Genomic DNA, 13492 nt, shown 5'->3' on the forward strand with positions numbered 1-13492 from the left:
TATGGGATTTCAATCTGCTGTCCGGCCCCGATGAAGGGTCTTCAGACAACAATGGACTCGTTTCCCGAGGGAAACGAGTCCATGAGGTTAATCTCTTAATTTTCCGGCGATTAGTAGTTAGCTGACCGGACCGGTGAACTTTTCGCCTGGACCCTTGCCCGGGGCATCGGGGATGATCGAGGCTTCACGGAATGCCAGCTGCAGACTACGCAAACCATCACGCAATGGGGCGGCATGCTGCGAACCGATTTCCGGTGCACCAGCGGTAACCAGCCCAGCCAGAGCCGTAATCAGCTTGCGTGCCTCATCCAAATCCTTGAGGTCATTGGCGTCTTCGCCCTCGGCCAGTCCGCATTTCACGGCGGCGGCACTCATCAGGTGGACGGCCGCAGTGGTGATGATTTCGACCGCCGGAACCTCGGCGATATCGCGGACCTGATCGGCGACGGCCTGCTGCTGTGAATTGGAATCTTCGGTACTCATACTGCTAAGCTTGTCATAGACCGACTCGATACGGTTACTTGGTTATGGTCCAAATATGGATTTGTGACCAACATGATTAGTGTTGAGACATGCAAGTGGAGGCCATCTCCCACCCGCCGTCGCCGCCTAGGCGTCCGGGTTTCTCGGCCGGGTAAGCGTAAGCCTACCCGTGGTAACTCTTCTTTAGAGCTACCCTGTCGACCCGTGGCCTTCGCCTGCATCAGCAGCCGGAGGCCTTTTCGTTTGCTGGGACTACCAAGTTTTTCTACTAACAGGAGTTACACATCAGCGATCCACGCATTAACGAGCGCATTCGCGTACCAGAGGTACGTCTCGTTGGCCCGAACGGTGAACAGGTAGGAATCGTCCGCATTGAGGACGCACTTCGCCTGGCTCACGAGTCCGATCTGGACTTGGTCGAGGTGGCCCCGAACGCCAAGCCTCCAGTGTGCAAGCTGATGGACTTCGGCAAGTACAAGTACGAGGCGGCCGTCAAGGCGCGTGAAGCCCGGAAGAACCAGACCAATACGGTTCTGAAGGAAGTTCGCTTCCGTTTGAAGATCGACACCCACGACTATGAAACCAAGGTCGGCCACGCACTGCGCTTCTTGGGCGCAGGCGACAAGGTCAAGGCCATGATCCAGTTCCGTGGTCGTGAGCAGCAGCGCCCAGAGATGGGCATTCGTCTGCTGGAAAAGTTTGCAGAGGACGTTGCGGAAGTCGGGATCGTAGAGTCCAGCCCGCGCATCGATGGCCGAAATATGGTCATGGTTGTTGGTCCACTGAAGAACAAGGCTGAGGCCCGCCGCGAACAGCAGCAGAAGTCCAGTGGCCGTGGCTCGAAGCGCCGCGTACCGACCGATGCTCCTGCGGAGACTTCGGAACAGAACGTTGCCTCCTCCATGGACGACGAGGCTCGCGCAAAGCTTGAGCAGGCACGGGCTCAAGCCGAAGGTGACGCGTAAGCGAAGCCGAGTGGATTCACCCGAATCCACGCCGCTCTTTTCGAGCGGAAGATCCTTCCCCCGGAAGGATCGGACCTGTAAACATAGCGGTCACCTCAGTTGCGAGGGGCCCGCTCGGATGATTCCCTGGCAGATCCTCACGGATCGGACCGGGAGCACGTAAGGAGAACGGCAGCTATGCCGAAGTTCAAGACTCATAGTGGCGCCAAGAAGCGCTTCAAGGTGACCGGCAGCGGAAAGCTGCAGCGCCAGCAGGCTAACCGCCGCCACTACCTGGAGCACAAGTCTTCCCGCATCACCCGTCGTCTGAAAAGCGATCAGCTTGTTGCCAAGGCCGATGTGAAGACCATCAAGCGGATGCTGGGCCTCTAAGCCTCCCCTTCGCAAGAACACCGGGGAAGCTTTACCCCAACCAACCACTAGATTTCACCGTCACCAAAGATTCGTCATGACGGGGACAGACTTGAAGGAGTACACACGTGGCACGTGTGAAGCGGGCAGTAAACGCCCATAAGAAGCGTCGCGTCGTAATGGAACGCGCCAAGGGTTACCGCGGTCAGCGTTCGCGCCTATACCGTAAGGCCAAGGAGCAGCTGCTCCATTCGTTCGTATACAGCTACAACGACCGTCGCAAGCGCAAGGGTGACTTCCGTCGCCTGTGGATCCAGCGCATCAACGCTGCATCCCGCGCCAACGGCATGACCTACAACCGCCTGATCCAGGGCCTGAAGGCCGCTCAGGTAGAGGTTGACCGCCGTATGTTGGCCGAACTGGCTGTTTCGGATGCCAACGCATTCTCCGCACTGGTTCAGGTAGCAAAGGGTGCCCTGCCGGCTGACGTCAACGCCCCAAAAGTAACTGAGGCAGTAGCTTCGGCTCCAAAGGCCGCCGCCAAGAAGGCTGCAGCCCCAAAGGCTGAGAAGGCTCCTGCCGCCGCCTCCAACGCTACCCCGGCCGCCAAGGCTGAAGCTGCTGGCGCTGTTAAGGCCGTTGACGGCCAAGACGCACCAGAGGGCTTCGTCATCAAGGGCAACGCCGGTTCGAACAAGTACCACGTCCCAGGCTCGACCTGGTACGAGCAGACCGTTGCTGAGTACTGGTTCAACTCCATCGAGTCCGCCAAGGCTGCAGGTTTCGAACCTGCCGGTGGCGAAAATCGTCAGAAGATGAAGTAAATACTGTTGGTTCCTAAGCGACGCTGGCCAGTGGCCAGCTAGCTACCCAACATCCCCTTAGCGGGTGGTTTTTCGAAAATGCGAAAACCACCCGCTAAGTCGTTTAAATACCACCGCAGCACCGGCCCGCTGTGAAGATCTTCACTTGAAGATGGGCCGAAGCTGAAACTCACGCGGTCAGTGCCTCACGCCGTTGTAAAGCGCGGTGAAAAGACCGGTATTCTCGAGCCATGACCAGTTACAACCACACGGTGATGTCCAACCCCCGCGCCGACAAGGTGAAAGCGGTGGCCCGTCTGGCTACCCGAGCCGGGCGCAAAGCCACCGGACATTATCTGGTCGAAGGGCCACAAGCGGTCCGTGAAGCCCTAAAAGCCGAAGCCACCACCGGCTCGGTCATTGTCTCGGTCTACGCTACCGAGACATTTCTCGACAATTCCAATGAATTTCGTGACCTGCTGCACGCGGCACAGCTGGATGCCCGTGAAGTCACCGAAGATGTTCTGTCCGCCATGGCAGACACCATCACCCCGCAAGGAATTATTGCGGTGGCCCGGATACAAGAGCACAGCCTAGCCGACCTGCTAGCAAGCAAACCTAGACTGATTGCGGTGCTGTGCCGGGTACAGGATCCGGGCAACGCCGGAACCATCCTGCGCGCCGCGGATGCCGCCGGTGCCGACGCGGTCATCTTCACTCAGGGCAGCGTAGATATCTATAACCCGAAAACGGTTCGTTCAACCGTGGGCTCACTGTTCCACCTGCCGGTGCTAGGCCAGATCAACTTCACTGACCTCGTCGATGCCGCCAGCACCCAGGGGATTCAGCTACTGGCCGCTGACGGGTACGCCGAACAGGACCTAGATCTGTTGCAGGACGCTGCGGTACATCGTCGAAGTGGGGTCGCGGTAGAACCAACGGGCCCGGAACCCGACCTGAGTGCCCCCAGCGCCTGGTTTTTCGGTAATGAAGGACAGGGGCTGAGCTCGGAAGAAAAAGCCGCAGCGGACTTCAGCATCGCGGCCCCGCTCTACGGAGTGGCCGAATCGCTGAACGTGAGCACCGCGGCCACCCTTTGCCTTTATGCCTCGGCTCGCGCCCAACGCACACTTTCGTCCTAGTCCCGGAAAGGTCAACTCCATGCGCCTGAAACAGATTGTGGCTGTCGCCCTAGTCGACTCGCTGAAGCAGCCCACCCAGCTCTTGGCCGCACGCCGCGACCGTCCTGCCGCGCTCACTGGGCAATGGGAATTCCCCGGCGGCAAAGTAGAACCCGGTGAGCAACCGCTGCAGGCCTTACACCGCGAAATTCGCGAAGAGCTGGGTATCGAGATTGAGCTGGGCGAGGAAATCTACGGCCCACTGGATCAAGGCTGGGGGTTGAACGAGACAACTGCCATGCGAGTCTGGTTCGCCGAAATCCGTTCTGGCAACCCCCGGCCACTGGATGGCCACGACGAACTGCGCTGGCTACCACTACAGGCCGATCTGGCCACGCAGGTAGCTTGGATTCCGGCCGATGCGCCCATCGTGGCCGCTTGCCTCGCCGATGCCAAGGAGCCGGTTAATCTCGACGTGAAGTGATTCACAATACGCTCGATGGGCGTGGCAGTTTTTATCCGCGTAAGCTGGATTAGGGACATGCCTTAAGCGGTGTGCCCGAAGGACGAGACGAAACCGTAGCTGAGGAGAAACCGCGTGAAGAAACTTGTAGGTGTACTGGCGATGATGTTCGCCGCCATGTTGGCATTGGCCGGCTGTGTGGACATGAGCGCACACGTCACCATCGAGGGCGAGGATAAAGCGCGCGGGGCCGTTGACGTCACCATGGACGCTGCACTATTGCAGGGCGCGAGCTTGGAAGAAGCGCTGGGTTCGCAGATTGACACCCAAGAACTGGAACAGATTACCGGTGAGAACTGGACCTACAGCCAGATCGATGACGGGCAGCGAGCCGGGCTCCGGTTTGAAACCGTGGATTCGATGAACTTCATCCAGTTGCAAGACGCATTCGCCAGCTTTGAACTGCCCATTACGCTGAGCAATACCGCAGATGGTTTCGCCTTCTCGATGCCGGGTAACGCACCAGGCTCCACCGAGCCGGGCGCAGGAACCGCCTCGATGGCCGTGACCTTCCCCGGTTCGGTCTCCAGTGCCTCGGAAACCGGAGTTATCGACGGGACCACCGTGACCTTCGATATGATCCAGGGCACTGAGGTCTACGAAGCTACCGGCACGGCCAATAATGCGTTGTTCTATTCCATCGTCTTCGGCGGCGCGATCTTGGTGCTGACCTTGGTCATCGCGATCAGCATGGCTCCAAAGGCTTCGAAGGACGAGGCTGCGCACTAGCCTGACCCCGTTTTTAGCTTGTCGGCCCGTCACCGAATCATTCGTTGACGGGCCTTGCTAATAGAATGGGTTTTAAGAGAAATTACAGCGAAGAGAAGGATCACCAGATCCCCATGTCTGATCAGACAATTCAAGAAGCGCAGCCGGACTCGGCTGCACCTCCACATCCCACGGATGAAGCGGCAATTAACGCGGCCATCGACGCTGCGCTGGCTGCTTTTGAGTCCGCGAAGGACCTCAACGAGCTGAAAGACGCGCGGCTGGCCCACACGGGAGATAAGTCCCCGCTGTCCTTGGCCAACCGCCAGATTGGCAAGTTGGACAAGTCCGAAAAGGCGGTGGCCGGTAAGCTCGTGGGCGCTGCCCGCGGACGGGTGAACAAGGCCCTAGCCGCTCGCACCCTCATCCTTGAAGAAGAGGAAGCCGCGCGCATCCTGGTGGAGGAGACCGTTGATGTGACCGCGGCGCCGGTCCGCCGTCCACTGGGTGCCCGGCACCCGCTATCGGTGCTGCAGGACCGTGTCTCGGACATCTTCGTGGGCATGGGCTGGGAAATCGCCGAGGGGCCAGAGGTGGAATCCGAATGGTTCAACTTCGATGCGTTGAACTTCAAGCCGGATCACCCGGCGCGCGAAATGCAAGATACCTTCTTCATTGAGCCTGCCGATGCACACCTGGTATTGCGCACCCACACCTCCCCGGTACAGATGCGTTCCATGCTGGAGCGCGAGGTTCCGGTGTACGTGCTCTGCCCGGGACGTACCTTCCGCACCGATGAGCTAGATGCTACCCACACCCCGGTGTTCCACCAGTTTGAGGGTCTAGCCGTGGATAAGGGCCTGACCATGGCCGACTTGCGCGGCACCCTAGAGCACTTTGCCCGGCAGATGTTTGGTGCCGAAGCCCAGATCCGGCTGCGTCCGGCCTACTTCCCGTTCACCGAACCATCGGCCGAACTCGATATCTGGCACCCCGGGGCCAAGGGCGGCCCACAGTGGATCGAATGGGGCGGCTGCGGCATGGTTCACCCGAACCTCCTGCGTGCCGCCGGGCTGGATCCGGAAGTTTACTCCGGCTTCGCCTTCGGCATGGGTATTGAGCGCACGCTCATGTTCCGCAACGATGTGCCTGACATGCACGACATGATCGAAGGCGACATCCGTTTCAGCCAGCACTTCGGGATGGAGATCTAAGCAGATGCGAGTACCACTGTCATGGTTGCGCGAATACGCGCAGGTACCAGCCGAGGCCACGGCTGAAGACATCATGGCCGACCTCGTTAAGGTCGGCCTCGAAGAAGAAGATGTGCACCGTCCGAGCGACGAACTGTCCGGACCCATTGTGGTCGGCCAGGTGCTCTCCATTGAAAAGGAAGAGCAAAAGAACGGCAAAACCATTAATTGGTGCCAGGTGCGCGTGGTCCCCGAAGGGACCGAGCAGACGCTCAGCGCCGAGGGTATCGACCCCTCCGGCGTACAGGGCATCATTTGCGGTGCGCATAACTTCGTGGAGGGTGACAAGGTTGTTGTCACGCTGCCCGGAGCGGTGCTACCCGGAGATTTCCGCATCACCCCGCGTAAGACCTACGGTCATATTTCCGCTGGCATGATCGCCTCGGCCCGTGAACTGGGCATCGGTGAAGATCACGACGGAATTATTGTGCTTTCCCGCCTCGGCTTGGACCCGGAACTGGGCACCGACGTGATGGAACTCTTCGGCCTCTATGATCAGGCTGCCGAGATCAACGTAACCCCGGACCGTGGATACTGCTTCTCCATCCGCGGTGTGGCACGCGAGTACGCGCTAGCCACCGGCACCTCTTTCACCGACCCGGCTAGCCTCATTACTCTGGATCAGGACACCGCGGCAGGTCACCCGGTCCGGGTGGAAGACGCTGCACCAATCTACGGTGTCACTGGCTGCTCCCGCTTCGTTACCCGTGAGGTAACCGGAATCGACCCAACCCTGCCCACCCCACGCTGGATGGCCTCCCGCCTAGCGTTGGCCGGGATGCGCTCGATCTCGCTAGTGGTGGACATTTCCAACTATGTGATGTTGGAACTGGGCCAGCCACTGCACTTCTACGATGCGGACAAGCTCAGCGGTCCGATCGTGGTTCGTCGTGCGACCAGCGGCGAAAAGCTCACCACACTAGATGACAAGACCCGCGAACTGCACGTTGAAGATCTGCTGATCACCGATGATTCCGGGGCCATCGGTATCGCCGGTGTGATGGGTGGCGCCGCCACCGAAGTCTCGATGGACACCACCCGGGTGCTGATCGAATCGGCAAACTTCGAACCGGTCTCCATTGCCCGCTCCCGCCGTCGCCACAAGCTGCCTTCGGAAGCGTCGAAGCGGTACGAACGTGGAGTGGACCCCATGGTGGCCGACATTGCTGCGCAGCGTGCCGTGAACCTGCTGGTCGAACTGGCAGGCGGGAGCGCCACCACAAACATCACCGATGCCGGAACCCCAGCAACTCCAGCGACCATCAACTTGCCCGCCGGCTACGCCAACGCACTGGTGGGTGTGGACTACAGTGACGAGCAGATCATCACCGCACTGGAAGGTATCGGCGGCACCGTCACCCGCACCACCGAAGGTTTTGAGGTCAGCGCCCCGAGCTGGCGTCCAGATCTGGGTGCTAAAGAAGACTTGGTGGAAGAAGTGGCCCGCATTGTGGGCTATGACAAGATCCCTTCCACCTTGCCGGTGGCCCCACCGGGGCGTGGCCTGACCCGGATCCAGGCACAGCGTCGTCGGATCCTGCAGGGTCTGGCTGATGCCGGGCTAACCGAGGTGCTGGCTTACCCATTCGTCTCCGCGGCACAGAACCAGAGCTTCGGGAGCGCGCAGGCTGAGACCGAAGTGGCGTCGGTGAAACTGGCCAACCCGATCTCTTCCGAATACGGACTGCTACGCACCAGCCTGCTGCCGGGTCTATTGGACATTGTCCGCCGCAACCTCGGCCGTGGTTTCCGCGACCTCGCCCTGTACGAGGGTGGTCTGGTGTTCCTGCCGAAGGAACAGCTCGGCTCCTCCTACCTTCCACCGTTGGGTATTAAGCCAAGCGATGAGGTGTTGGCAGACCTGAACGCCGGTATCCCCGAGCAGCCTTGGCATATTGCCGCGGTCCTCACCGGTCACGAGGCGCGAGCCGGAGTGGAGTACGCGCCACGAGCCTGGGACTGGGCCGATGCGCTGAGCACCGCGCAGAGCGTCGCAGGGATTCTAGGGGTTGAACTTGAGGTTGCCCAGGGCAGCCATCAGGCCTTCCACCCGGGACGTACCGCTGTCCTGAAGCTGAACGATGAGGTCGTCGGTTACGCCGGTGAACTGCACCCAGCCTTGCTCAAGGACCTGGACCTGCCAGCTCGCACCGTGGCCATGGAACTGAACGCCGAAGCGCTGATGCTCGCGGCCCCAGAGGTCGTCGTGGCCCAGCAGCTGACCACCCAGCCGCTGGCCACCCAGGACGTGGCGCTGGTGGTGGATCAAGCTGTGGTCGCCGGTGAGGTATTGGCCGCGCTGCGTGAAGGCGCCGGAGATCTTCTCGAAGACATCGCGCTGTTTGATGTGTACTCGGGCAAGGGCATCGAGGACGGTAAGAAGTCGCTGGCCTTCGGTCTGCGCTTCCGTGCCACCGATCGTACGCTGACCGCGGATGAAGCCTCCGAAGCACGTGCTGCCGCCGTTGCCGTGGCCGCCGAACGTTTTGGGGCTGTCCAGCGCTAAGTACCTGAGTCAAAGAACCCCGCAGCACCACCTGTTTCGCTGGTGTTGCGGGGTTCTTTGTATCTTTTCTCGGGATTTGCGCCAAAGAATACCGGCAAGCTCCGCGCGCTTAGGCGGTCGATGTCGACTCGATGTTTTCGGGAACCTTCCGCCATGAACGTATTTGGCTGCAAAGAATCGGTAAGGCCGAAAGTGCGGCACAGAGCACCCACCCCCACAGTGCGCTCACCGGACCGAATACGGTGGCCACTAGCCCACCGAGCAGACTGGCGAGCGGCATGAAACCTAGCACGAAGAACCGGTTGGTGGCGGTGACCCGGGCCAACATGCTCGGATCGGTGAGCTTAGGGATGACATCGGCACCCGCGACGGTGTGCACCACCACCAGTGCGGCCCAGCCAAAGTTCGTCCACAGTAGCCACAGCACCGCGGGCCCCGGCAAATGAAGCGCCAACGGAAAGAGTGCCAGAAAACCAATCGCGCTCACCGAAGAAAGAATCTTGACCCGACCCAGTCCGAAACGTTGCAGGGCAGGAGCAGCCACCACCGAACCGAGCAATCCGCCACAAGCCGACGCGGTGCCAGCTAAGGCAAAACCGGACGGGGTGATCCCCAGATGGTTCAGGGCATAGACCGCCGAGGCCGCATTGCCGAACATGGCACCGCAGTTCACCAGCAACGCGCTGAGCATCATCGCTCGCAGATATTTGTTACGCAAACAATAACTAAATCCCTGCCGGGCCTCGCGTAGCGGATGGCGCCGAGCCACAGGGGTGTGGCTCGGCTCCTCACGGATCTTTGCGATTGACCACGCCGAGAAGAGATAGGACAGGACACTGGGGAGAAAAGCGAAGGGCACGGCGAATAATTTCAGCAATACGCCAGCCACTGTGGGGGTTGCCAATCCCACCACGCTGCGCACCGAATGCAAACGGGCCGTGGCCAAGGAAACCAGGTCCTTGCCGAGCACAGTTGGTAATAAAGTGGCATGGGCTGTCGTGAACAGCACATCGGCAATGCCAAGCAAGCCCACGACCACCAGCAAAAAGCTCAGACTCAGCAGGTCCATCAGATAGGCCAGCGGGAGACTGATGACCAACAGGGCTCTGAACAGCGTGGAAAAGATCAGCACCTGCTTCTTCCGCCGACGCTCCACCCATACGCCTACTGGGATCGAACACACCAAGAAGGCGGCTAAACCCAAGGCATTGAGCAGACTCACGCTCATGGCTCCGGCCCCCAGTACACTCACCGCCAGCAGCGGGACCAGCGTGCGCAGCAGTGAATCCCCGAGAGTTTCGGCGGCATCCGAACCCAGCAACCAGCGAAATGCCGGGGTATGACGAAGCATCCGCGGGGAGGCAGAGGCGGGTTCATTCAAACTTTCATGTAAGGCCATGCCTGACAGATTGTCAGGTTAATCCTGACGAGTCAAGTAGGATGGGATCTCAAATGGGAGGTACCTAACCATAGAGTGAAGGGGATGAGCGGTATGCAGCTCACGAGCTTGGATCCGGCTCCGGAATTTTGTAGTTTTTGTGGCACCGCAAAGAGTGCGCAGTTGCGCTTTGTGGGCGGACCGGGCGTGGCAATTTGCGCGCGTTGCGTGCAGCGCATCGGCACCATGCTAGCGGCCGCTACCGATGAACCGGTGAGCGGATCAGCTATGCCCTGGGTGACGATGAGTGATAACGAAGTGCTTGAACACCTACCTGAGGTTGCGGCGGTTCAGCAGCGGGTAGAAAAATCCTTGGCCGGATGGGTAGCGATCGCTCGGGAGCGCAAAATCAGCTGGGAGAAAATCGGCGCCGCCCTGGGGATGACTAGGCAATCCGCCTGGGAGCGCTTCCGGCACGCCAGCTAAATGGGGCAGAAATGCGCCGGCATTCCAAGCTGCCCCGCACAGAAACCTCCGTCTTGCGGATGACCGGCTCGCGCTACTTATCTGGTTACCATAGAGAAAGACCATCAGACGGATGAACTCGTCAGCTCTCGGGAGGAACCCCTCATGCGCAAGATCCAGATCGTTACCCGGGGTGCGGCCGCCGCGGCACTCGTTATGGCCGGTTCGCTGAGCCTTGCCCCGGCTGGGCAGGCCACCGGCGCAGCTGTCACCGTGCCCACCGGCCAGAATCTTGAATCGGTGAGCGTGGATGACGGGGCGGGAGTCATCAACGAGCAACGCTTGCGTGATGCCCTTGAAGAGATTGACTTCAACGAGCCGACGAAGGTCGCGATCTACACTCGTGAGGGTAAGTATTCGGATAACATCAACACCGAAACCCTGAAGTATGCCCGAGATGTACACCCGGAGTGGATCTCGCAGAAGGAAGAAGACTACGGGGATTACTGGGCGGACGGGATTTTCATTATCACGCTGTCCATTGAGGGGGAGCGCACCGGGCAGGTAGGAACCTACTACGGTGAGGACCGCAAGGTTAGTACCTCACAAATGGAGACCATCCACGAAGCCGGGTTCGCTGACTTCAAAGTGGCTCGCTGGACCGACGGGGTCATCGAGATCGCCGATCAAGGCGCACGTATTATGAATCGTCCGTGGTACCTCTCGCCCGGACTTTGGTGGACGACCGCAATCGGTGGCGGTGGTGGCCTTTTGATCTGGTGGGCGGCTCTAGCAATGCGTGCTTCACGCCGGAAGAACTTTGCGTCGGCTTTCGAGAAGGGACGCAATCACCTCACCAATGTGACCCTGGACCTGCAAAGCACCGAGTTGGCTGCTCGGACGTTGCCCACCGGTTCACGTCACGCCGCTGATCTTGAGCGTCGATTCGCAGACTTCATGGCCAAGTACCGGGTCTCCTTTGAGGCCCAGCAAGAGCTGGAAGCCGCCGACAAGAAGCTACGCTCCTCATCTAAGGGAGTAAATCGTGCCGAAGTCTTTAGTAGCACGGCCGCGAATCTAGATGCCACCGATGACGCGATTATTGCCGCCGCCGCGCTCTATACCCGCTCGGCCAGCTGGGAGGATGCTTGGCGGGCACAAACCGCCCCACTACTCGAAGACCTCGCGGAACTTCCCGAACTCACCAGCGATTCCGCCCAAGGCACCGAACCAGCGCGGGCGGCGCTGGACTCCTTTGGGCACAGCGCTAAGCAGCGAGTCGAACAGATCGGTACCGATTTGAAGTCCGAAACCATTGACGTGGATACGGCTCTTGACCAGCTTGCTGAACTACGTCAGGAACTGACCGAGAAGCTCGAGGTGCTGTCCGCAGCGCAAATTGAGGCCTTTGCCAAAACCAAGGACGAAAAGGAAGATATGCGCCGTCAGATGGCCAAGGCCCGGGACAAACGCGACAGCGTGCACGCCGGCGGCTCAATCTTGGATGTCACCGGATCCGCAGGCTTCTTCTGGCGCGTGAACGCCTACAACATTGGTTACAACTCCGGTGTCGACGCCGTGAAATCCTCCCGCCAAGCGGCTAGCTCCTCCTCGAGCGGGATCTCCAGCGGCTACTCCGGGGGCGGCGGCAGCTTCTCTGGAGCCGGTGGCTCCTCACGCTTCTAGAACTCCTCACCCAGATCGATGACATCGGCAGCCCGACCCACGATGCGTGGGTCGGGGGTACCAACCAGTTCGTGATCCTTGCCGGTGTATTCAAACTTGTTCAGCACATGACGCATCGCCTGGAGACGGGCACGCTTCTTGTCGTTGGATTTCACCACGGTCCACGGTGCAAAGTCGGTGTCCGTGGCCAAGAACATTTCTTCCTTGGCCCGGGTGTACTCATCCCATTTGTCCAGCGACGCCAAATCGGTGGGGGAGAGCTTCCACTGCCGCACCGGATCGATACGCCGAATGGTGAAGCGGGTGAGTTGTTCTCCGGAAGATACCGAGAACCAGAACTTCACCAGATCGATCCCCTCATCAACCAAGAGCTTTTCAAACTGTGGGGTTTGAGACAAACAATGTTGGTGCTGTTCCGCGGTGCAAAAACCCATCACCGGCTCCACCCCAGCCCGGTTATACCAAGACCGGTCAAAGAGCACGATTTCGCCGGCCGCCGGAAAATGCTGAATATACCGCTGGTAATACCATTGGCTGGACTCGCGTTCGCTGGGCTTTTCCAAAGCCACCACCCGCGCACCACGCGGATTCAGGTGCTCGGTAAAACGCTTGATAGTGCCACCCTTGCCCGCGGCATCGCGCCCCTCAAAAACCAGCATTAGCCGCCGATTATTGGCTTTAATCCACTTTTGGAGTTTGAGTAGCTCGATCTGCAGCGCCCGTTTCTCCCGCTCATAGGTCGACCGATCAAGACGCTCGGCGTACGGGTAATCTTCACGCCAGGTATCGACGATAGTTCCGTCGGCGCGCACCAACACCGGATCATCGTCGTCATTGTCCAATACGGTGTAACCGCGGAAGGCCTCATCAAGCAGCGGCAGTTCGATAGTCATGAGGCCAAGGTAGGTTTCTCGGGTTAACACAAGGTGAACCCCGAGCAAACCTGATGGTGCGATCCCGGTTTAGGACGCCGATGTGTGGGAAGCTTCACTGGGCCAGGCCAGCGTTCCCTAGTTTGCGGTACCGACGGGCCGGGGAGATACCGCCGGTAGCTCCTTGGCGAAGATATCTGTCGCTGTAAGGGCCCATGATCCAACTGCAAGTAGGTGAACCAGCGCATCCGGGCCAAAATAAACAAGGGGACCGAAGCGCGGATAGTCATAGAGACCCGCAACGCGGATACTGGGGCACACGGTGCCGCAAAGCCGAGACCCGATAAGCGGCACTCAGTGAGCCGCCACCGGACGTTC

General features: G+C 59.7%; 13 protein-coding genes. 10 read left to right on the plus strand and 3 right to left on the minus strand.

Going from position 1 to position 13492, the window contains the following annotated elements; translation table 11 throughout:
- Positions 1-117 precede the first annotated feature (117 nt).
- Positions 118-483, minus strand: coding sequence for a DUF1844 domain-containing protein (locus ACQQZ8_RS05025; RefSeq protein WP_431711592.1), 366 nt, complete (start codon positions 481-483; stop codon positions 118-120).
- A gap of 311 nt (positions 484-794) precedes the next feature.
- On the opposite strand from ACQQZ8_RS05025, the gene infC reads away from it, so the two are divergent.
- The 8 genes from infC (at position 795) to pheT (ending at position 8713) form a co-directional block, all read left to right on the plus strand.
- Positions 795-1448 carry a translation initiation factor IF-3 gene (gene infC, locus ACQQZ8_RS05030; RefSeq protein ID WP_431712142.1) on the plus strand — a complete coding sequence of 218 codons (654 nt, stop codon included), beginning with the start codon at positions 795-797 and terminating at the stop codon, positions 1446-1448.
- 177 nt (positions 1449-1625) lie between these two features.
- Positions 1626-1820, plus strand: coding sequence for a 50S ribosomal protein L35 (rpmI, locus tag ACQQZ8_RS05035; RefSeq protein ID WP_431711593.1), 195 nt, complete (start codon positions 1626-1628; stop codon positions 1818-1820).
- Positions 1821-1927: 107 nt separating this feature from the next.
- Positions 1928-2623, plus strand: a complete 696-nt coding sequence (gene rplT, locus ACQQZ8_RS05040; RefSeq protein ID WP_431711594.1) for a 50S ribosomal protein L20 — start codon at positions 1928-1930, stop codon at positions 2621-2623.
- Between the two features lie 230 nt (positions 2624-2853).
- On the plus strand, positions 2854-3744 hold the full coding sequence (locus tag ACQQZ8_RS05045) for a TrmH family RNA methyltransferase (RefSeq protein WP_431711595.1): 891 nt from the start codon (positions 2854-2856) through the stop codon (positions 3742-3744).
- Between the two features lie 19 nt (positions 3745-3763).
- Complete coding sequence (locus ACQQZ8_RS05050) at positions 3764-4207, plus strand: (deoxy)nucleoside triphosphate pyrophosphohydrolase (RefSeq protein WP_431711596.1); 444 nt, start codon at positions 3764-3766, stop codon at positions 4205-4207.
- Between the two features lie 114 nt (positions 4208-4321).
- Positions 4322-4975 (plus strand): LppM family (lipo)protein, encoded by a 654-nt coding sequence (locus ACQQZ8_RS05055; protein ID WP_431711597.1) that lies wholly within the window; start codon positions 4322-4324, stop codon positions 4973-4975.
- Between the two features lie 113 nt (positions 4976-5088).
- Positions 5089-6168, plus strand: coding sequence for a phenylalanine--tRNA ligase subunit alpha (pheS, locus tag ACQQZ8_RS05060; protein WP_431711598.1), 1080 nt, complete (start codon positions 5089-5091; stop codon positions 6166-6168).
- 4 nt (positions 6169-6172) lie between these two features.
- The gene (gene pheT, locus ACQQZ8_RS05065) at positions 6173-8713 is read left to right on the plus strand and encodes a phenylalanine--tRNA ligase subunit beta (protein WP_431711599.1); all 2541 of its coding nucleotides are present in this window, start codon (positions 6173-6175) and stop codon (positions 8711-8713) included.
- A gap of 109 nt (positions 8714-8822) precedes the next feature.
- On the opposite strand, the gene ACQQZ8_RS05070 is transcribed toward pheT, so the two are convergent.
- Positions 8823-10112 (minus strand): MFS transporter, encoded by a 1290-nt coding sequence (locus tag ACQQZ8_RS05070; protein ID WP_431711600.1) that lies wholly within the window; start codon positions 10110-10112, stop codon positions 8823-8825.
- An 84-nt stretch (positions 10113-10196) separates the two neighbouring features.
- Between ACQQZ8_RS05070 and ACQQZ8_RS05075 the strand changes: the two genes are divergently transcribed.
- Both ACQQZ8_RS05075 and ACQQZ8_RS05080 read left to right on the plus strand, forming a co-directional pair.
- Positions 10197-10577 (plus strand): ClpX C4-type zinc finger protein, encoded by a 381-nt coding sequence (locus tag ACQQZ8_RS05075; RefSeq protein WP_431711601.1) that lies wholly within the window; start codon positions 10197-10199, stop codon positions 10575-10577.
- Positions 10578-10721: 144 nt separating this feature from the next.
- Positions 10722-12242, plus strand: a complete 1521-nt coding sequence (locus ACQQZ8_RS05080) for a DUF5129 domain-containing protein (protein ID WP_431711602.1) — start codon at positions 10722-10724, stop codon at positions 12240-12242.
- On the opposite strand, the gene ppk2 is transcribed toward ACQQZ8_RS05080, so the two are convergent.
- Complete coding sequence (gene ppk2, locus ACQQZ8_RS05085) at positions 12239-13135, minus strand: polyphosphate kinase 2 (protein WP_431711603.1); 897 nt, start codon at positions 13133-13135, stop codon at positions 12239-12241. The genes ACQQZ8_RS05080 and ppk2 overlap by 4 nt on opposite strands.
- Positions 13136-13492: the final 357 nt, after the last annotated feature.

The sequence above is a fragment of the Glutamicibacter uratoxydans genome (genome assembly GCF_050753455.1).
In the GTDB taxonomy this organism is placed as follows: Bacteria; Actinomycetota; Actinomycetes; order Actinomycetales; family Micrococcaceae; genus Glutamicibacter; species Glutamicibacter uratoxydans_A.